Below are 21490 nucleotides of genomic sequence, written 5' to 3' on the forward strand. Positions count from 1 at the left end.
CTGTCTAAACATTATTTTATTTGATTATTTTTTGAAGTTAATTTGTTTTTAATTTCAGTTTTTATTATTGTTTTAAAAATATACAAAAAATAACGATTCTTATTTTTATTTATGATTAACTGAAATAACATTATAAGAAGGGGTTTAAAAATGAAGTTTAATAAAAATATATTGGTTGTGCTTTCTGAGAAGATTGAAAATACACATCCAGCATATAAGTATTTAGTTCAAATTAATAATGATCTATCCCAAAGAGGATTTTATTTAACAATTGCAGAATCAATTGAAGATGGTTTAAAACTAGTAAAAGAAAGTCCTAAATATAGTTTAATTGGCTTGGTTTGGAATAGTTTAGATGAAAAAGTAAATAAAGAAGGTGAGGTACTTGTTAAAAAAATAAGAGAAAGAAATGAAAGAGTCCCAATTTTTTTATTTTCAGAAGATGCAATTACAGATACAGTTTCTTTAGAAATATTAAAAGAAGTAAAAGAATATGTTTATTTATATTCAGAAACCCCAGCATTTACTGCAAATCGCATTTATACAGCAATACGTCAATATGCTGAAAATCTTCTTCCTCCATATTTTAAAACATTAAAAGATTTTACTGAAAAGGGCGATTATTATTGGGATTGTCCTGGGCATATGGGTGGGATGGCTTATCTTAAGCACCCAGTAGGAATTGAGTTTATCAATTTCTTTGGTGAAAATATTATGCGAGCTGATATTGGTGTTGCTACTGCTGAAATGGGAGACTATTTAATTCATGCAGGGCCATCTAAAAAATCAGAAGTGAAAGCTGCACAGTTATTTGGTGCTGATTGGACATTTTATGGAGTTGCAGGTTCTTCGGGTTCTAATCGAATTGTTGCGCAAGCAGCAATTGGTGAAAATGAACTTGTATTAATGGATCGAAATTGCCATAAATCACTTAATCATGGTTTAACTTTATCTCGTGGTCGTCCAGTATATTTAACACCAACACGTAATGGTTTAGGGTTGATTGGACCAATACCATTACATCGACTTAAAAAATCGTACATAGATGGGCTAATAAAAGAAAGTACTTTAAGTGCAAATGCTGTTGATATAGAACCAACATATGCCGTGATTACAAATTGTACTTATGATGGGTTTTGCTACAATGTTAAAAAAATAGTAGATGAACTCAAACTAAGTGTTCCACGCATTCATTTTGACGAAGCTTGGTATGCGTATGCAAAATTTCATCCTTTGTATAAAGATCGCTTTGCAATGGATATTGATGATGATACGCCAAATCGACCGACTTTATTTGCAGTACATTCAACACATAAAATGCTGCCAGCTTTATCTATGGCATCGATGATTCATGTGAAAAAAAGTGATCGAGCACCTCTAGATTTTGATGATTTTAATGATTCATTTATGATGCATGGCACAACTTCACCGTTTTATCCAATTATTGCTTCAATTGATGTAGCTGTCAGTATGATGGAGGGGATACCTGGTGAGTCGTTAGTACAAGAATCAATAGAAGAAGCGATTTCATTTAGACAAGCTGTTGTAAATATTAAAAATAAATTAATAGAAAAGGAAGGCGAAAAAAGTTGGTTCTTTGATGTATTGCAGCCGACAGAAGTGAAAGATCCTGCTACAGGTCAGAACTATTCATTCACTTCAGCGCCAATGTCACTTTTAAGTCGTACAGCAGATGTTTGGACTTTAAAAGAAAATGATAGTTGGCATGGGTTTAATAATAAAGATGTCGCAGACTCAGATATCATGCTTGACCCTGTTAAAGTAACAATTACGTGTCCAGGTTTGTTACCAAATGGTCAATATCAAAATATGGGTATTCCAGGATATATCATTACTAAATTTTTAGATGATAGACATACTGAAATTGCTCGTACGGGAGACTATACCTTACTTATCTTATTCTCTGTCGGAATCACAAAAGGGAAGTGGGGTACATTAATTGAAAGCTTACTAGAGTTTAAGCATTTATATGATTCAGGTGCTTGTGCAACAGATGCAATTCCATCTTTAAAATCTGCTTCAAATAAGTATGAAGAAATGACTTTAAAAGAGTTATGTCAAAGCATGCACGAAACAATGCATGAACTTGATTTAATTGAGCATATTAGTAAAGCAGTTAGTAGTACCCCTGAACCCGTATTAACCCCAGCCGAAGCCTATCAAAAAGTAGTACGTTATAAAGCTGAACATATACGATTGAGTGATTTTAGCGGACGAATTGCAGCAAGTATGCTTGTGCCTTATCCACCAGGTATTCCTGTACTTATGCCGGGAGAACGCTTACCGCAAGATGACACGGGTATTTTAGGTTATTTACAAGCATTGCAAACTTTCGATAAAAAATTTCCAGGTTTTGATCATGAAATACAGGGTGTTAATGTAGATCAAAATGGAGATTATTGGGTAAGAGCCATTATAGAAGATGAAAGTGAGGGTGCTGAATTACCAAAGCATATTCGATTTAATAGAAAAACATCTACTTCAATTAAAAAAGGGCGCTAATAAAAATAGAGATATTTGATTGGGATAATAATTTAAAACACTAGAGGTTATGACTGAGATTTAGATCAGTATCATAATCGGGAATATGGCGTAATAAAAAAGAATTATCCCAACCATATCTCATGAATCACGTACGAATATATTGCCTTAACAGAATAAGGAAGATGATATGAGTGAAGAATTAGCTTCTGCGAAAAATTCAGATGTAGTAAGTAATGATAATAAGGGGAAATTGGGAATTATCGCGCTTATTGCGGTAGTTGTTTGTTCTATGTTAGGGGGAGGTGTGTTTAGTTTACCGCAGAATTCTGCGGTTTCTTCTGCAGTTGGACCCGTTATTATTGCTTGGATTATTGCAGGCATAGGCATTTATTTTATTGCCAATTCATTCCGTTTATTATCCGATTTAAGACCCGATTTAAATGCGGGTGTTTATATGTATGCACAAGAAGGCTTTGGTCCTTTTATTGGGTTTAACGTTGCTTGGGGTTATTGGTTAATGACCTGCCTAGGTAACGTTGCTTTTGCTGTGCTATTGATGGATGCTTTTGATGATTTTTTCCCTGGGGTGTTTACAGGGGGGAATAATTTAATTTCAATTATTTGTGGTTCAGTTTTAATTTGGGCTTATAACTTTTTGGTTTTATCTGGCATAAGAGTGGCAAGTAAAATTAATGTGATAGGGACTATTGCTGTATTGGTTCCACTCACTTTATTTATATTAATTTTAGGTGTTTCTATAGACTATGTCATGTTCAGTTCAAATGTTTGGGGAACAGATCCTCAAATCATGACGCAATCTCATCATCAAACTGTACCAGTGACGTTATTAGCGCAAATTGTTGCACCAATAACGATTGCTTTATGGTCTTTTATTGGTGTTGAAGGAGCGGTTGTTTTATCTGGCCGTGCTAAGAAAAAGTCAGATGTTGGTAAAGCAACGCTTATCGGTTTTATTGCTGCATTAGTCATTTATATTTTAATTTCTGTGTTGCCATTTGGGGTTATGACTCAAGCACAACTTGCTGTTCTTCCGAATCCTTCCATTGCTGGTGTACTAGGGCATGTAGTTGGTAATTGGGGTGATTGGCTTATGAATGTGGGATTAATTATTTCCATATTAACAGGTTGGTTAGCTTGGACGATGTTATGTGCTGAAATTCCCATGGTTGCTGGAGAAAAAGGAGCTTTTCCTAAAGCATTTGCAAAGAAAAATAAAAATGAATCTGCAACTGTTTCTTTGTGGGTCAGTAGTGGTGTAATGCAAGCAGCAATGCTGTTGGTGTATTTTTCTGATGATGCTTGGGTGGCTATGTATAGTATTAGTGCGCTAATGGTAGTACCTGCATATTTTGCTGCGACTTTATATATGGCAAAAATTTGTTATAAAAATCAATATGCACACTTTAATCATCAATCTAATGCAGGTAAAACTCTAGCAATGTGTAGCGGAGTTTTAGGCGCTGTATTTTGTATATTTATTCTATATGCAAGTGAGTTTAAATATGTAGCACTGATTCCTTTTTTACTTACTTTAGGTCTACCTGTTTATATTTGGTCTAGAAAAGAAAAGAATGATGGTCAACCAATTTTTGAACAGCGTGAAAAACTGTATTTAGCAATCTTATTATTAGTAGATATTGTTGTATTGTTCTTGCTTTTTACAACTGATTTATTTTAATGAGTTTGGATAAGGGTGGAGATTTTTCTTAAGAAAATCGAAATTTGATGAAAATACATTGGCTGGTTAGCTTATGAAACCCATTAACAGGTTAGAGGTAGGCTAGCTAGTCCAAAATAAGGGAGCGGGAGCTCCCTTATTCTTTATTTATGTACTAATTAATAATAGATTCTATTTGGAACTTCAAAATATAAATAATATCAAAAATTTAATATTTATATTTTAGGAAAATTTACCACTTTTAAATACAAATCAACCTTAAAAAAGGTAAATTTTACGAATTTTTTACGCCTCTGCTCAATAATTAGATAGAGAATTTACGGGCATTCTTCAGATACTCATTCATGAAATATCCAAGTATTTAGGATGGAAAAATGAGTGCAATCTTTAAAGAGCAAGAGCCAATAACCTTTTTGAAAAGGTACATTGAGCGAAGCTGTGAAAAAAACATACAGCTCAAAAGTACAAATTTACTTTCATTGATAAAAAAGGGAGTAAATTGAAATGTTTGAGTTTTGCTTATTATGGATTGTTGTCATTCTTTTGGCTTATCTCTTGGGTCAATATCTCGCATCTATTATGCAAAATCGGAAGATGAAAATAGATGTTGCATTTTATTGGATAGAGAAGCCGATATATGCTGTTTTGGGGACAAATCCTAAACAAGGAATGAACGTAAAAACGTATACCTTTAGTTTTGTAATGAGTTGCGCCTTATTGGTTTACTCACTTGCTATTTACGCATTTTAGTTGCTAAATTAAGAGCTAAACTAAATGATAATGCTGTCCAATCAAAATATATTGTGACTGAACCGGGTGTAGGTCTGAGGTTTTTAAGTCATTAAACCGGAGTCATATTGTATTGATAGAAGGTAGAGAGGTATAAACATTTTTACTTAGGAAAGTGATAGTTTTTGATTGCCATCCACGTCGAATGAGCTATCTCATATTTAAGTTTTGATGGTGGTTCCGTCACTCGATTTAATAGCCAATATTTACAGTAATGTTCAACAGGACCATTGACCAGCGAAAATAAAATAATAAAAGGAAAGTTATTTTGCTGTAACCGATATTCAGGAAGGCTAATCCAACTCATAATTTTTTTTCTATGAGTTGCTTTTCTTTCGTTTAGTTGCTCTTTATAGCAGCTGTTGTATATGTCAAATTCTGCATTATAAAGAATTTGTGCAAAGCTAGGGTGGGCTTCTACCCAATCTGCATAAGCAAGAACAAAAGCATAAACACATTCTTCAAAATTTGTTGCATTAATTAAATATTGTTGTCTTAAGTTAAAAAGATCGTCCATTGCTGCAAATACTAAAGATGCAAGAACCCCTTCTTTACTGTTGAAGTGATAGTAAATTGTACCAATACTGACATTTGAACTGGCACGAATATGTTCAATAGTTGTGTGTTCAATCCCCATTTTAGTAAAGCAATGAACAGCGTGTTTTAAAATAGCTCGTTTTACTTGATTGTTAGATTTTGGATAAATTCTATTTAACAATGTCATGTCTTTCATATTCAATCACATCTTGTTTTTCGATAAGCACAAGACTTATAACTTCAAAAAAAAATTAAAGAAAAGTAACAATATAGAATTTAATACGTTACTTTTTGGGTGTAAGAAAAGTTGATATTTCAACAATCATAATAGTTAGTTTTTCTTTATATTGTGTTCATTATATGTTGTTAAATATTTAACCTTTAAAAAAAAGAATAAATTATTTTGTCTAAAAAAAAGGCGGAAATTAGCATTTTTTATGAAGAAAAACCTGTAATTGCAGTGATATAAGGCAATAAAATAAAAATAATATTTGTAAATACTAATCCTAATGATTATGATTCTCATTATTATTTGATTGTGTGGTTTAAGTAAATCTTAATATTTTACTTCTAAATAATTAAAAAATAGATCAATGAATGATGAAAAACATCATTTCTAAAATGGATTTATCCAAATGAAGACTCATAAATTAGCTTTTAAACCCCAGTATTTGACAGTTTGCTTATCCGTTATTATGGGGAGTGGTTTTGTTACGCAAAGTTATGCAAAAAGTAAAGTAAATCAGGTGTTATTACCTGCAATTACTGTTTATGCAGAGCATGAAAAGCAAGCTCCAGTTTCTAAAATATCTATTAATCGAGAAAATTTAGATAAAACTGGTGTAACTGATATGGCAGATATTGTGAAGTATCTACCTTTGGTTAATGCACCGTTTTCAGTGGCGGGAAGTGGAACTTTCTTCGATGGTACAGGTACAAGTAGTTATAACATTCGAGGTGTAGATGCTAACCGTATTGGTTTAGATGTCGATGGTATTGATATAGCGGAAGCCACGGTAAGTAGCTATGTTCCACCGAAAGGTATGAGTCAGCGCGGGGCAGGTCGAGACTATATCGAACCTGAAATGTTTAAGTCGGTAGATATTGTTTCAGGTACGACTGATGCATCTTCTGATGGTATTGGTGGGAGAGTTTCATTTAAAAACAAATCACCAGAAGATTATTTAGTTGATGGGAAACGTGTTGCAGGTACATATAAAACGGGTTATAGCTCTGCTGATCGTTCTTGGTTAAACTCTGTTACAGGGGCAATTGGGAATGATCAAGTCAAAGCATTAGTTGCCTATGCTCATAGAGATGGGCATGAAACAAAGCCAAACTCGAATACTTCAGCATTTCCTGCAAATTGGAAATCTGATGCTATTCTTGGAAAAATATTGTGGCATTTAAACGATCAACATCAATTGAATTTTACAACAGACTTTTATCGGAAAGAATTAGATACCAAAGATATCGCATCTGAATTATTTGGTAATTATAAGAGTGATGCGACACAACATCAAAAAATAGATCGTACACAATTTAATATTGAACATATTTATCAACCAAGTCACTTTTTATTGTTTGATCGGTTAAATAGTAAAATTTGGTATCAAGAATCCAATAATAATACTGATACTGGTTTTATGAATAGCTCTACAGTATATCGTGATTTTTCAACAACATATAAAGAGAAAAACAAAGGTATAAAAACAACTGCAGATAAAGAAATAAATAATCATAAAATTAAATACGGTATTTCAATTGACCGTAAAGATTATGCAAGTACTAAGGTTGATGAGCGAAATGGTGCAACACTACCTAATTTGTATGATGGTGGATATATATTAGATTCTAAATTAACTAGATACTCCGCTTTTGCTTCGGATAGCATCACTTTTAATGTTTACGATCGTGATTTGGTGTTAACACCATCTGTTCGTTTAGAGCGACAGGAATTTAGACCTGATAGTACGTTTTATGAGGATGTACAAGCGCGTAATTTTGAATATATAGCACCTGGTTTTCTGCAAGTTATCAATTTACACCATCTAATTATAGTTATTTAAAATACACAAAAGGGGCTCGAATCCCATCGCCTACAGAGATTGGGGGGCTATATCAAACAACGCCAGGGAAGCCAAGTTATATTGTGATAGGTAACTCTAATTTAAAAAAAGAAACGAGCGATGCTTTTGAAATTGGTTTAAGAAATAGCAGTATAGATGGACTTAAGTTTGATATTACGGGGTTTTATACCAAATATAGTGACTTTATTGACTATCGTGATTATGGCAGCACGACAGAATATCCTTATGGATATTATCGAGCTGAAAATTTAGCACAAGCAAATATTTGGGGGGCAGAACTTTCTACGCGTCTAGAATTAGGAGAATTTGTTCCGCAAGCAAATGGTTTTAGTTTGGCGTTAGTTGCTGGTAAAACGAAAGGAACGGCAAAGAATAAGAATGGTGAAAAAAGTGGTGTTAACTCGGTACAACCTGAAAAAGGTAGTTTCACATTCGCTTATGATGATCCAGGTAAAGTTTATGGTATTGGCTTAACAACAACAGTGGTTGGTTCAAAAACAGCAAATATTGATGTAAGTAATTTTGTCGCAGATCCTAGTCAAGTTGAATATAAAAAAGTTTCAGGCTACAGCGTTTGGGATTTATCTGCATATTGGAATATTAATAAGTTTGCAAAGTTAAATGTTTCATTCAATAACATTTTTGACAAAACCTATTGGGATTATGCCGCTGTTGGAACTTTGAATGTAAAAGATCAAGCAGCAGTTATTGACCGTGCAGCAGCGCCTGGTCGAAACGTTGTAGCAAGCGTTGAATTTAAATTTTAATTTTTTATAAAGACACGAAAGTCATTTATCACAATACACTTTTAGAGAAAATACTCATGAAACAATTTACTCAACTTGCGTTAAGTCTCTCGTTAATTTTTTCTTCGGCATCAGTTTTTGCTATAGATAAAGAAGCCAAGGAAGCCACGTATCAACAGGCTTATGCATTGTATTTGCTGTATCACCCAAGTAATAAAGAACAGAATACCCAGACAGTAATTAAACAATTTGAGCAAGATTATGCGGGTTTGTTTAAGGAAAATAAAAAGGTAAATGTTGAGCAATTTATACAATATGAGCAAGCACGCTTAGACCCATTATTGAAACAACGTCGTGAAATGTCACTGAAACAAGCTTATGTACGTTATGGGATTTTAGATAAAAATAAAGATCAAAAATTAACATTAAAAGAGTTTCAGGAAACGGGTGTAAAAACATTTGATGAGTTTGATAAAAATAAAGATGGCATTGTAAATGCAGAAGATGCAAAACATCGTTCTGCAAATACAGGAACACATGATGGTTTTAAAGTAAAACTGCCTCTTTCTATGCCAATGCCAAGTAATGTAAATGAGTTTATTCAGCAATACGGTAAAGGTAAAAATTACGTCACTTTGGCTGATTATTTAACAGCAAGAGATCAACAGTTCTTTCAGACAGATTTATCGGGTGACTCTGTAGTGACAGAACAAGAATATGTGAATGAGTTCATGCAGCGTTTTGATAAAAATATTGAAACAGGCAGAGTACAAATGAAAGCACTTGCAGAACAACAGTTCAATATTATGGCTAAAGGCAAAAAAACAATTAATGCCAATGACGTTCGCAACTTCGCAAAGCAAGTAGATCAAGCCATTAGTAAGTAATCATCGTTCAAAAACACCTTAGGACAAAGCCTAAGGTGTTTTATTTTTAATGAAACACAGGATTTAAAAAATGAAAAAAGCAATATTGGCATTGGCAGTAAGCCTTGTATCTATAAATAGTTTTTCGCATGCACCATTTGTAACTCCAAGTAATTTTGTTGTTGCAGGTGGTCATACTGCAATATTAGCAGGATTTGCAGAGTCACCTTTTGATTCTGAAGTGGCAATTCGGGGTTTTGAATTTAACGTTGTTAATCCATTGGGAGAGAAAAAAGCATTATCCTTAACAAATATAAAAGCACTTAGTGTTGCTGATGTTGAAACGTCACAAGAGGGTACTTATCAAGTTATTGGTCAGCGTGAAGCAAAGATTAAATATGCCAATTTAGATCAAAGATGGTTACGTGTATTAGATACGAAAGGTACAAGCTTAAAGCCTTTGTCTGAACGTGATTTTATTGCTGAAACAGAAATTACAGAAAAAATACCACAGGTGTCTATAAACCGTTTTGATGAGGTGGTGACTTATTTTTCTAAAGTGAAGAGTTCTGATTTACAGCACAATGTACAAGAAAATTTAACATTAAATTATTCAGTGCATCCTAATAAGTTAAAGAAAAATCAGCCGTTGATTTTAGAACTTAGTGTGAAGGGGAAGGTTGCAAAAAGTTTTAACGTAGAAGTTGAGAAACAACAAAATCAGTTAAATATGGAAGCTATATCCTTTAAAACTACTGCGAATGATAAAGGAAAAGTCATTTTAAATTTCCCAGAATCTGGTGCATATATTGTAACGATTAGCTCACCCGATATCGCTGAAAATGTTAAACCAAAAGCAGATGTATATAGAACAATCATTAGTTTGAATGTTGCTGATTAATAGATTTATGCTTATATATTTATTTGTATTTAAGAGCTCTCTTAAATGAGGGCTTTTAAATAGAGTTATATTAAAATTAAGAGAGAAATGGAAGAAATTAGTTGAATTTGAAAATATAATTTTGTCAATTAGTAAAAATAAGTATTTATTATAAAAAGATAAAAGAATAGTATTTGTTTTCATATTAATATTTATAGATTGAGTTTTAAAATATGAAAAAGCTAATTTTAGCAGGGGTAGTTGGTTTTGCTTCAGTAACTGCATTTGCAGATAAGCCATTAATCGTTCAAAAAAATATACCTGCAACCTTAGGTACATCACCAAATTATGTATCTAATGCATCTAAGCAAGATGATAATAAATTTTCAGTAAAATTAGGCTATGCAGGAACAAAGTTAGATTCATCTAACTTAGGTAAAGCACGTCTTAATGGTTTTGAAGTTGCGGGTGCGTATGACTTTAATGATTTTGGTATTTGGGCAAAATATGAAAATCAAGATGATGGTGATGTAGATACAGATCAATATTCTGCTGGTGCGCAATACAAATTTTATAATCAAGATAATGTGTATGTTTTAGGTGCACTAGGCTTGGGTTATGCTAAGTTAAAAGAATCTGGCATTGACGATGGTGTGTATTATAAGGCTGATGCAGATTATTTATTCATTCCAGTGAATGTAGAAGCTGGCTATATGTTTACATCTAATGTAGGAGCGTATGCTTCGCTTGGCTATAAGTGGTTTTACAATCGCAATGTTGAATACCATAAAAATGGTGTAAAACTCTTTGATAGTAAATCAAGCTCTGCTGATGTAAATGGTGTATCTTACGGTGTTGGCGTACGTTTTGCATTTTAATTGAATGTAAAAAAACCGCCTTTTAGGTGGTTTTTTTATTGGAAAATATTATTGAATAGTCCAACGTCTATTTACAGATTCACCCGCATTATTGTAATTAATTACTTTTGCATAATTACCAACAGCCGTTGCATTTTCTGGAATGTCTTTGGTTACAACACTACCTGCCCCAATGGTGGCATTATTTCCAATGTGGACATGGTCAATAATACAAACATTAGGGCCAATATAAACATTGTCACCAATGACAGCAGCGTGCTTACCACCATTTGCTCCAATTGTTGTAAATTGAGATAAATTTACATTATTGCCAATAATAGTGGTTGGGTTAACAACTAAAGGACCACCATGTCCAATATATAAACCGTAACCAATTTGAGTGTTGCAATGAATATCAATACCGTACTTTTTCTTTTTATAATAAAAAATAGGATAAGCCAGTTTTCCTACGAATGATTTTGAACTTGCAATACGTAACCAAAAGCTAAAATTAAAGCCTCTATTGAAAAAATAGTTTTTAACAAAAGACTTAAGTGATGTGTTGCCACAATATCGATAAAGGTCACTTAAAATATATTGCATAATCATTTTTGATTTCCGAACAAGGGCAGGTATTTTCTGAATACCTATGGAAAGTTTGGAGATTTTAGAACAAATAAAGTGAAAATTAAAAACAAAGTGTCTAAAAGATAAGAAAATTTAATTTTGTGTAAATATTGAGCATAATATTTTGAACTGTTTTTGATAAATTTCAATAATAATTTAGATGCTTTCTAGTTTAGAAGTGTTATTAAGCCTTGTTGTTTAACCAGACCAGTTTTATATTTAATTTACAGTAGGTCGCGAAGACACTACAAAGAAGTTGGACGGATCATTGACAGCTCATTGAGTTTAATTCATTTAAACAAGAAATCAGCACTAGCCTTCCAACCAAGAGCTCGCAGTAATGCGAGCTTTTTTTATGCGATTGAATGTAGCTTAATTTCGACATCATATTTAGCAAATTCATGAATAATGTCTTGGAAAATATTATTAACCTGTAAATTTTGAAGGGGCATTAATATTTCTTTTTGGTTTAAACCATCAAAACATTCAAGCTGCATAATATTCCATAAGTTTTGATGGTTATGTTCTATGATTAATCTGCGCGTTTGAAGTTCTGTATTGATTTGTCTAGGAATAACATTCGTTATTGCTAATTGAATATGTTCAATTTGCTGTTGTGGGCTTAAAAAGGTAAATACCCAATTACCAACTTTACTTAAATGCATAGGATTATCAAATTCATTGAATTCAAATGAGTACAACATGACATATAAATCTTAGGAAAATAGGTGTTGTTTATCGCTTAAATTAAATAATAGTGATATAGCAATAAGGTCGTAAAAAAGACTAAAGCAGAAACTTTAAAATTAATATAAGAATTAAATATTTTTAAGAATGAATAAGATAGAAGTAAAGTGGAGGAGTCTTTACTTCTATGTTAATTCTAATTATGAATGAGCTTACAGTTAAAAGCTCTAAATTATTTGTTAGTAATTTTTACAAGAGAATAATTAATATGTTGTAAATAAAAATTCAGTTTATTGGGATGAATTTTTGACTCTTGTAAATGAGTAATCCATTGCATTCTACAACGCTGAAGTATTTCTAAGTTTAAAGCATTTTCAATTTGAATAATGAGTGGTTTGGCAAGTAAGCCACAATATTCTTGTAAGCTTTTTATCATTAATGCTTTCACATCATCGAAGCTTAGAGCTACCTCTAGTTCAATATTTTCATCTTTAAAAGATGTTTGTGGAACATCAATATTCTTATGTTCTATTTGAGGTGGAATAAGATTCGGATGGGTATTTAATGAATTTTGTTCTGAATCTTCTTGAGTTATTTCTACTGTTTCAATATGACTTAAATTTTTGTTGAAAATTAAACCTTTTTCAAATAATAAATCTAGAATTTCAGGCTGTGCTATTCGTGCTTTAGTCGCCTCAGTTATGACGGCTAAATCTGGTGTGCCAATAAGTAATAGAAGTTGTCTTTGTCTTGCATTTAAAGGAATGGAGCGATCTTGTAAAACTTGAAGACCTAATTTTGTTTTTGAAAAATGTAACATGCTTTAATTTACCCCCTGTAAATTAAAGCATATGCTACTGCTTGAAAATTACACTAATATGAAGTTTTTATTAAGTATCATAAAGTTGATATTGTATTGTTTTCTAAAGCCTTGCGTAAATAAGGGTCTAAATCGTCTTGGCGCATTAGCCATTGCACATAATCGGCAGGTAATTCTGAAATTTGAGTACCACGATGTTTACCAAAATTAATAGTGCGTGGAATACGGGCATCTTCTGAAGCGTCGAATAAAGCTTCCATAGATTCGATATTTAAATGATGCACAATATGCATCAAAATATTGGCTGTTAAAATAATATCCATATCTGCACGATGTGCTTTTTTAATCATGTCACGGGCTTTTTCACTGCCTTTAGTAATCATATAAATAAGAGCAGAGATATTATGTGCTTCAGCATCTGGCCAAACTTTACGTGCAAGTGCAAGTGTACAAATTGCTTTGATTTTTGAACTATCTACACCACATTTTTCAAGAGCTCGAATATCATAATCAATGTTATGGCCAATAATATATGTGGTGTCTTCTGGTAATTTAAAAGTTGTGTAATGCGGCTGATTTATCAAGTCCGATTCTAAAATGTGGTGTACCGCCATTGCAGCAAATGAAATAGGTTCATCGACAGAGTAGAGCTGATCAAATAGTTTGGATTTATCTAAAGTGAGTTTACCATTTTCAACTTGAATAGGAGCGTATGCAATTTCAATGGGTTGACCATTTAATGTATGAGTTTCTGTGTCGAGGATAATGGCTTGCATATCGCATTCCAAAAGAATAAGTAATTCTGTTGAATTTAACATTATCATTTGTGCAGTGACAATTGAATGAGGGTAGATCGAAACGAAAATCTATCTATATGCTGAAATAATGTTTTGATAATCTATTTTAAGCTCTGAACTAGAAATTAAACCTTTATATAGGTGAAGAGGAATACCATCCTCTTGATCGACCAGTTTTATAGCTTGAACACCATCTCTATATTCAAAAATTGCACAAGGCATTTTGTCTTTATCTAAAACAATAAACCTTTTTTGCTTTATAGCGATCTCAAAATCTATAAATGTTTGCTTGAGTAATCTTAAAAAAACACTTTCATTTGCACTTAAACGATTTAATTCACGGATTCTATCGCTATCTGTTTGATGGAAACTTTTAAGTTGTAATTTTTGTTGATGAGTCAGGGGGCGATAATATGGTCGTTTTTTTTGTTGCGGTTGAGATTTATTTAAATGGCTTTTTACGAAAAAGCCTAATATAAAACCAAGTAATAACAATGCGAGTTCGTACATGATTTTTTCTATTAAATGTAAAAAATAAAATATAACTTATGAAAACAATGACTTCAATTTTATGTTTGAATCTTTGGTCTAAATTTTAATTTTAGCCTTTCATTTTAATTTGTTGAATAAATATCTAAGTAGAAATCTATGTGTATGAGTGATTGTTCAGCATTCGTATTTCTAGTTAAATTATATTTTGATGATTTAAATCAATATTTAAAAACTTCAATATCAATTCAATAAGTTGTTTTTAATGAAAAAGCGAATTTTTTTGAAAACATGCGTAATTTTTATGTAAAAGTGAGCAAAGTTCATTCTCAAAATTTATTAACTTCGTGCTACACTATCGGCCAATCTTAGCACGGCTTAAAAGCCCTAATTTAATAGGACCTCGCTAATGTTTGCCAATATCTCTATTGCCGAATTTGACCCAGAATTAGCTCAAGCAATTTCGAAAGAAGATGCTCGTCAAGAAGCTCACATTGAGTTAATCGCTTCTGAAAACTACTGCTCACCAGCAGTTATGGAAGCACAAGGTTCAAAACTGACTAACAAATATGCTGAAGGCTACCCAGGCAAACGCTACTATGGCGGTTGTGAATACGTAGACGTTATTGAACAATTGGCAATTGACCGTGCTAAAGAACTCTTTGGTGCTGACTACGCAAACGTTCAACCACATGCTGGTTCTCAAGCAAACTCTGCTGTTTACTTAGCGCTTCTTAACCCAGGCGATACAGTGTTGGGTATGAGCCTTGCTCACGGTGGTCACTTGACTCACGGTGCTAAAGTAAGCTTCTCTGGTAAAACATATAATGCTATTCAGTACGGCTTAAACCCTGAAACTGGCGAAATCGACTATGAAGAAGTTGAGCGTTTAGCTGAAGAACATAAGCCAAAAATGATTGTTGCAGGTTTCTCTGCATACAGCCAAGTTGTAGATTGGCAGCGTTTCCGTGATATCGCGGATAAAGTTGGCGCATACCTATTTGTAGATATGGCTCACGTTGCTGGTTTAGTTGCTGCTGGTGTTTACCCAAGCCCAGTTCAAATTGCCGACGTAACAACAACGACTACTCACAAAACACTTCGTGGTCCACGTTCTGGTTTAATCCTTGCTAAAGCAAATGAAGAAATCGAGAAAAAACTACAGTCTGCTGTATTCCCAGGTAACCAAGGTGGTCCTTTAGTTCACGCTGTAGCGGCTAAAGCGATTTGCTTTAAAGAAGCAATGGCTCCTGAATACAAAGCTTACCAAGAGCAAGTCGTTAAAAATGCTCAAGTAATGGCTGAAGTTCTTATTGAACGCGGTTATGAAGTTGTTTCTGGTGGTACGAAAAACCATTTATTCCTATTGTCTTTAATTAAACAAGACATTACGGGTAAAGAAGCTGATGCTTGGTTAGGTGCGGCTCACATTACTGTGAACAAAAACTCTGTACCAAATGATCCACGTTCTCCGTTTGTTACTTCAGGTATCCGTATTGGTACGCCTGCTGTTACAACACGTGGCTTCGGTGAAGCTGAAGTACGTGACCTTGCAGGTTGGATCGCTGATATCTTAGATGCGAAAGGCGACGAAGCTGTAATTAACGCTGTTAAAGCGAAAGTTGAAACTGTATGCGCTAAATTCCCAGTTTATGCAAAATAAGTTTTACTTGAGAAAAGCCCCCTCAAGGGGGCTTTTTTTATAGCTATTAAAATGAAAAGTTAACTAATCCTTTTTATTTCTGATATAAAAGAATGAGAAATAAAAATAATCTTTTGGCTGTGTGATTGAAGCTTTTTAAGTATAGGAACAAATTAGAATGTCTAAACCCAATATTATTCTTTCTGAACAAGATCTACATCGTTTAGAAACAATGTTAGAACATCAGACGGCTTTAACTCCAACAATGAAACATTTGGAAGATGAGTTGGCTCGTGCAGAAGTTGTAGCACCTAAAGATGTCCCTACAAATGTTGTCAGCATGAATGCAAAAGTACTCATTACACTAGCACCATCTACAGAAGCGACAGAAGTGACTTTGGTTTATCCGCATGAGTTTAAGGGTGAAAAAGGTCAAGTGAATGTAATTGCACCTATTGGTGCTGCAATTTTAGGTTTGGCTGAAGGTCAAGTGATTGAATGGCCACAACCTGATGGTCAACCTATGAAAGTGAAAATTGAAAAAGTATTGTACCAACCAGAGCGTGAAGGCGATTATTTATAATTTTCTTTGTGTTTATTTAATTAAGCCATGAATGATCATGGCTTTTTTTATATGTTTTATTTGTAATAAAATAATGAAGTTAAATAGAAGATTTGATTGCAAAAACGCCACAAAATCACAAAATAGATTCAGTACTATAAAACGATGTATTTATGAGCATTTTAAATAATGTCACAAATTGAAATATTGGTTCCACTTAAAGAAATTATTGTAGATCGAAACGAAGTATTATCGATTAAACGTCAAGATTTAGTTCCACTATTAAGTGATCAATATAAGTTAAATCATTATGCAGACACAATTATTCAGTCCCAATCATTATTATTGGACGGAATAGATCCTCATTTAACAATTCAGTTAAGTCAGACCATTGAGCAATTAATTACGGTTTTATCAAGTTCGAAAAAGCACCTAAATAAACGTAAATTTAATGTATTGCAAAAATGGTTAGGTGTAGATATTGAATATGGTTCAAGTCAAATTGAATATTATAAAAATTTAGATGCATTGTTAGATCGGGCATGTCATTTAAGTCAAAAGTTACAACTTGAAATTCAAACGTCACAAGCACGTTTTCAGCAATTACTTGGTTTACGTGAGCAGATGTTTAAGTATATTGTGGCTGCAGAAGAGTTTCTTGTTGAATATCCAAGCTTTGTAAAAAATGTTCATCCTTTGGATAGTTTTACACAAAGACTATCTAAGAAAATTGATACGTTATATACACTGCAAACAAGTAATGATATTGCAATTACACAAATGCAGTTATCTCAGCAACTTTCATTTAGTTTGTTAGATCGCTTTAAGGAAGCGCAACAAGTATTAATTCCTGTATGGCAATATCATGTTAAGCAGAGTCAACAAACTAGCTCAACAATCGAGCTTGAAAAGCTAGATAATAGTCGAGAAATTTTAATTAAAAACTTAAAAAAATCATTAGAGAAATCCTCTAATTCATAATGTTATAAGGTGAAATATGACAAATTCTGAAAATGCTGTAATTGTAGAAACTTCAAATGAACAAGTAGAGCAAAAATTTCAGCAATTAAACTTGCAAGAAATTGGCTTACAAATATCAGATTTTCATGAAGTGATTGCTGCACAAAAAGAACTTTCAGATTTAAGCCATAATTCAGTTGCTGAATATGGGAAAAATATTGCAACTAAAACGTCAACTTATACAGATGAGCTGCTAAATCTTGTACAAAATAAAGATTTAGATACAACGGGGCAAAAGCTCAATCAAGTTGTACAGGTAGCACAGCAATTAAATACCACAAGTATTTTAAATAAATCTAAAAGCTCTGGATTTTTAGCTAATATTTTCAATAAATTAAAAGGTACGAAACAAAGTTTTGATCAGCATTTTAATAGTACAAAAGAACAAATTGATGCATTAGTAAAAGAAATAGAAATATCTCAAAATGGTTTAAAAGCACGTGTGAGTACATTAGATAAAATGTTTGAAGGTGTGCAAGATGAATATAAGCAACTTGGTATTTATATTGCTGCGGGGAAGTTAACGGAGCAAGATCTTCAACAGGAAATTTCTACATTAACTAGTCAAATTCAAGATCAGACTACTACGCAAAAAATTTATGATTTAAATCATATTGCCAATAACTTAGAAAAGCGTATTAGTGATTTACAAATTTTACAGCAATCTGCAATGCAAACATTGCCTATGATTCGTATTATTCAGTCGAATAACTTGATGTTGGTTGATAAGTTTTATGCAATAAAAAATATCACGTTACCTGCATGGAAAAACCAAATTAGTTTGGCAATTTCACTACAAGAGCAGAAAAATAGTGTACAACTTGCCAATACAATTGATGATGCAACCAACGATTTATTAAAACGTAATGCCGATTTATTACATCAGAACTCTGTAGATACAGCCAAAGCAAACCAACGTTCAGTGATAGATATTGAAACACTTGAACACGTGCAAAATACTCTCATTAAAACAGTCAATGACGTGATTCAAATTCAAAAGGAAGGGGTGCAAAAACGTGATGAAGCAAGTGAACGATTACGTGCTTTACAACATAATTTGAATCAACTTGTTATTGAATCAAGTTTGCGTGAAACAAAGAAACCTTAAAATGATGATGTCCTGAATTTTGCTGGAATTTTAAAGTTTAGAGCAGAAATCTATTCAATTTTGGAGCTGAATTTGTCCCACTTAGATGAATATCCATTAAGCAAAAAGCAGATTGAGCAGGGTGTTGTTATACTCAAAAAACGACAGCGAAATGTGATGCTCATAGTCATAACAACATCTACTATTTTTGTTGCATCTGTTTTAGCTTTATTTATTCAACAAGATTTAATTTATGGGTTTTTTGGATTATCTACTGAGGTTAAGCAACTTCATATTGTACCCAGTCTAAATGTAAGTGTTGATCATCCTCAAGATTATTTCTTGAGTTTGCTCTCTTGGTTTGGCTGGTTTGTATTGAAAATGTTTGTCTCATTTATTGGGGCTTTTTTCATTATTCGTTTTTTGAAAAAGATTAAATTTTTTTATACTCGATTTCAATCATTTGTATTGAAGTTTGTCGCATGGCTGATTGCATTTATTTTACTTTGGTCTGGTTTAACCTATGTGCAATATGATGGTGGTGATAAAAGAGCGTATGCCATTGAAAAAATGGTGAAATATGAAAGTAATATTCAAGAAAGTGAAATCGCAAAATATTTGAAAAGTAATGATATTGCTCAGCCTATACAAGATTATTTATTGGCACAAACAGCCTTGTTGCACAAACCTTCAGATAAAGCGTCAGCAATGATTTTTACGCAAAGATTGGTCAAGGCAGAACAAAATGACCCTAAATTTCTAGAATATGGTTTTCAGCCTGAACAAATATGGAGCTTACAAAATCAGCTTTATGGTAAAACAATAACACCACTGGCAAAAAGTGTTGATCGGCAGGCTATACAAGCAGAGTTCATTTCTAAGTATGTGCAGGTTTTTATTTATGTGATGATTGTAGTTTCAGCCATATTTAGCTTATTTTTATTTTTTCTCGTATCGAGCTTTAAAAAACGTGTTCTTAGAATTGAGCAAAGAATTTATGAATAAACGTATTTAAAGTTTTTTATATTTTTTATTATGAGTATTTGAAATATAAAGCCTTTGATAAGTAGGATAGAAATGCTTCACAAGTACCTATTAACAAAGAAAGCTCATAAATGGTAGATTTAAAATCTAAAAAACCGATCACATATATAAAAACAAACTGTTTCCTCTATTTTATTGTTTGTTCTATGATTCTTTCATCAAATAAATATTTACTCCTTTGGAGACGTTAGCAATGTTAGACCAAAATACTTCAGCTCAATTAAAGACACTTCTTGAACGCCTTGAAAGCCCAATTGAAATTGTTGCAACTTTAAATGGTTCTGATAAATCAGACAAAATTAAAGAACTTGTGACTGAAATTGCTGCACTTTCTAATTTAGTCACTGCTCGTTTTGACGGTACTAATTCTCGTGCGCCAAGTTTTGGTATTGCTAAAGTAGGTGAGCAACCTCGCGTAAACTTTGCTGGTTTACCAATGGGACATGAGTTCACTTCTTTGATTCTTGCATTGTTACAAGTATCAGGTTACGCACCTAAAGTTTCTGATGAAGTTCTTGCTCAAATTAGAGGTTTAAACCTAACTGCTGACTTCGATGTATTTGTATCTTTAAGCTGCCATAACTGTCCTGACGTTGTTCAAGCGCTTAACTTAATTGCAATTAACAATCCAGGTACAACTGCAACCATGATTGATGGTGCATTCTTCCAAGACGAAGTTGAAGAACGCAAAATTATGGCAGTTCCAATGCTATTCCAAAATGGTGAGCACATTGGTCAAGGTCGTATGACTTTGGAAGAAATTATTGCGAAGTTAGATACAAATTCTGCTGCAAAAGATGCTGAGAAATTAAATGCAAAAGAAGCATTTGATGTATTGGTGATTGGTGGCGGTCCTGCAGGTAACACTTCTGCAATTTATGCTGCACGTAAAGGTATTCGTACAGGTATCGTCGCTGAACGCATGGGCGGTCAGGTGATGGATACTATGGATATTGAAAACTTTACATCAGTACAAAAAACTCAAGGTCCTAAATTTGCTGCTGAAATGGAAGCACACGTTCGTGAATATGGTGTAGACATCATGAACTTACAACGTGTATCTGACATTAAAGGTGCAGATCAAACAGCAAATGGCTTAGTTGAAGTCACTTTAGAGAATGGTGCAAAACTAGAATCTAAAACAGTGATTCTTTCAACAGGTGCACGTTGGAGAGAAATGAATGTTCCTGGTGAGCAAGAATACCGTACACGTGGTGTTGCTTACTGTCCGCACTGTGATGGTCCATTATTCAAAGGCAAACGTGTTGCTGTGATTGGTGGTGGTAACTCAGGTGTAGAAGCAGCGATTGACCTTGCGGGTATTGTTGAACACGTAACATTGGTTGAGTTTGATACTAAATTACGTGCTGACCAAGTGCTTCAAGATAAATTGAACAGCTTGCCAAACACAACAGTCATCAAAAATGCGTTATCTACAGAAGTGGTTGGTGATGGTTCACAAGTAACTGCACTTAAATACAAAGACCGTGCAACTGATGAAATTAAAACGGTTGAGCTTGCTGGTATCTTTGTACAAATTGGTTTGTTACCAAACACAGACTTCTTAAAAGAAACTGCTGTTGAGCTTTCAAACCGTGGTGAGATTATAATTAACGACCGTAACGAAACCAATGTAAAAGGTGTATTTGCCGCAGGTGACTGTACAACTGTTCCTTACAAGCAAATTATCATTGCGACAGGTGAAGGTGCTAAAGCTTCTCTATCTGCTTTTGATTATATTATTCG

At 33.3% G+C, this 21490-nt stretch carries 20 protein-coding genes and 1 pseudogene; 15 read left to right on the forward strand and 6 right to left on the reverse strand.

Annotated elements, in window-relative coordinates; genetic code table 11:
• Positions 1-150: 150 nt before the first annotated feature.
• The 4 genes and pseudogenes from AC5YDH_RS13415 to AC5YDH_RS13430 form a co-directional block, all read left to right on the forward strand.
• A complete protein-coding gene (locus tag AC5YDH_RS13415; RefSeq protein ID WP_496120232.1) occupies positions 151-2523 on the forward strand; it encodes an Orn/Lys/Arg family decarboxylase in 2373 nt (790 codons plus the stop codon).
• 169 nt (positions 2524-2692) lie between these two features.
• The gene (locus AC5YDH_RS13420; protein ID WP_496120233.1) at positions 2693-4204 is read left to right on the forward strand and encodes a basic amino acid/polyamine antiporter; all 1512 of its coding nucleotides are present in this window, start codon (positions 2693-2695) and stop codon (positions 4202-4204) included.
• Between the two features lie 579 nt (positions 4205-4783).
• Entirely contained in the window at positions 4784-4954 is a 171-nt protein-coding gene (locus AC5YDH_RS13425; protein ID WP_496120259.1) for a hypothetical protein, read from the forward strand.
• Positions 4933-5049: pseudogene (locus tag AC5YDH_RS13430) on the forward strand (DNA-binding response regulator); the annotation flags it as partial. The gene AC5YDH_RS13425 and the pseudogene AC5YDH_RS13430, both read left to right, overlap by 22 nt.
• Positions 5050-5096: 47 nt before the next feature.
• Here AC5YDH_RS13430 and AC5YDH_RS13435 read toward each other — a convergent pair.
• On the reverse strand, positions 5097-5726 hold the full coding sequence (locus tag AC5YDH_RS13435) for a TetR/AcrR family transcriptional regulator (protein WP_496120234.1): 630 nt from the start codon (positions 5724-5726) through the stop codon (positions 5097-5099).
• 439 nt (positions 5727-6165) lie between these two features.
• Here AC5YDH_RS13435 and AC5YDH_RS13440 point away from each other — a divergent pair, with 439 nt between their 5' ends.
• The 5 genes from AC5YDH_RS13440 (at position 6166) to AC5YDH_RS13460 (ending at position 10990) form a co-directional block, all read left to right on the forward strand.
• Positions 6166-7599, forward strand: a complete 1434-nt coding sequence (locus tag AC5YDH_RS13440; RefSeq protein WP_496120235.1) for a TonB-dependent receptor plug domain-containing protein — start codon at positions 6166-6168, stop codon at positions 7597-7599.
• Positions 7539-8387, forward strand: coding sequence for a TonB-dependent receptor domain-containing protein (locus tag AC5YDH_RS13445; protein WP_496120260.1), 849 nt, complete (start codon positions 7539-7541; stop codon positions 8385-8387). Before AC5YDH_RS13440 ends, AC5YDH_RS13445 begins: the two co-directional genes overlap by 61 nt.
• Positions 8388-8443: 56 nt before the next feature.
• A complete protein-coding gene (locus tag AC5YDH_RS13450) occupies positions 8444-9253 on the forward strand; it encodes a hypothetical protein (protein WP_496120236.1) in 810 nt (269 codons plus the stop codon).
• Between the two features lie 70 nt (positions 9254-9323).
• The gene (locus tag AC5YDH_RS13455; protein ID WP_496120238.1) at positions 9324-10133 is read left to right on the forward strand and encodes a DUF4198 domain-containing protein; all 810 of its coding nucleotides are present in this window, start codon (positions 9324-9326) and stop codon (positions 10131-10133) included.
• Positions 10134-10345: 212 nt separating this feature from the next.
• Positions 10346-10990, forward strand: a complete 645-nt coding sequence (locus AC5YDH_RS13460) for a hypothetical protein (protein WP_496120240.1) — start codon at positions 10346-10348, stop codon at positions 10988-10990.
• Between the two features lie 48 nt (positions 10991-11038).
• On the opposite strand, the gene AC5YDH_RS13465 is transcribed toward AC5YDH_RS13460, so the two are convergent.
• The 5 genes from AC5YDH_RS13465 to AC5YDH_RS13485 all read right to left on the reverse strand — a co-directional run bounded on the left by AC5YDH_RS13465 (position 11039) and on the right by AC5YDH_RS13485 (position 14395).
• The gene (locus tag AC5YDH_RS13465) at positions 11039-11578 is read right to left on the reverse strand and encodes a serine O-acetyltransferase (protein WP_496120242.1); all 540 of its coding nucleotides are present in this window, start codon (positions 11576-11578) and stop codon (positions 11039-11041) included.
• 371 nt (positions 11579-11949) lie between these two features.
• On the reverse strand, positions 11950-12300 hold the full coding sequence (locus AC5YDH_RS13470) for a hypothetical protein (RefSeq protein WP_496120244.1): 351 nt from the start codon (positions 12298-12300) through the stop codon (positions 11950-11952).
• A 215-nt stretch (positions 12301-12515) separates the two neighbouring features.
• Complete coding sequence (locus AC5YDH_RS13475) at positions 12516-13103, reverse strand: hypothetical protein (protein WP_496120246.1); 588 nt, start codon at positions 13101-13103, stop codon at positions 12516-12518.
• A gap of 77 nt (positions 13104-13180) precedes the next feature.
• Entirely contained in the window at positions 13181-13879 is a 699-nt protein-coding gene (locus AC5YDH_RS13480) for an exonuclease domain-containing protein (protein ID WP_496120248.1), read from the reverse strand.
• Between the two features lie 90 nt (positions 13880-13969).
• The gene (locus AC5YDH_RS13485; RefSeq protein WP_496120249.1) at positions 13970-14395 is read right to left on the reverse strand and encodes a hypothetical protein; all 426 of its coding nucleotides are present in this window, start codon (positions 14393-14395) and stop codon (positions 13970-13972) included.
• Positions 14396-14798: 403 nt separating this feature from the next.
• On the opposite strand from AC5YDH_RS13485, the gene glyA reads away from it, so the two are divergent.
• From glyA to ahpF, 6 genes are all read left to right on the forward strand, one after another.
• Positions 14799-16052 carry a serine hydroxymethyltransferase gene (glyA, locus tag AC5YDH_RS13490; RefSeq protein WP_496120251.1) on the forward strand — a complete coding sequence of 418 codons (1254 nt, stop codon included), beginning with the start codon at positions 14799-14801 and terminating at the stop codon, positions 16050-16052.
• 157 nt (positions 16053-16209) lie between these two features.
• The gene (gene rnk, locus AC5YDH_RS13495) at positions 16210-16614 is read left to right on the forward strand and encodes a nucleoside diphosphate kinase regulator (RefSeq protein ID WP_496120253.1); all 405 of its coding nucleotides are present in this window, start codon (positions 16210-16212) and stop codon (positions 16612-16614) included.
• Positions 16615-16782: 168 nt separating this feature from the next.
• On the forward strand, positions 16783-17574 hold the full coding sequence (locus AC5YDH_RS13500) for a tellurium resistance protein (RefSeq protein ID WP_496120255.1): 792 nt from the start codon (positions 16783-16785) through the stop codon (positions 17572-17574).
• A 16-nt stretch (positions 17575-17590) separates the two neighbouring features.
• A complete protein-coding gene (locus AC5YDH_RS13505) occupies positions 17591-18721 on the forward strand; it encodes a toxic anion resistance protein (protein WP_496120257.1) in 1131 nt (376 codons plus the stop codon).
• 72 nt (positions 18722-18793) lie between these two features.
• A complete protein-coding gene (locus AC5YDH_RS13510) occupies positions 18794-19705 on the forward strand; it encodes a hypothetical protein (protein WP_496120258.1) in 912 nt (303 codons plus the stop codon).
• 232 nt (positions 19706-19937) lie between these two features.
• On the forward strand, positions 19938-21490 hold a 1553-nt coding region (ahpF, locus tag AC5YDH_RS13515), incomplete at its 3' end, for an alkyl hydroperoxide reductase subunit F (RefSeq protein WP_496118679.1).

Source organism: Acinetobacter sp. FY683, assembly GCF_059515885.1.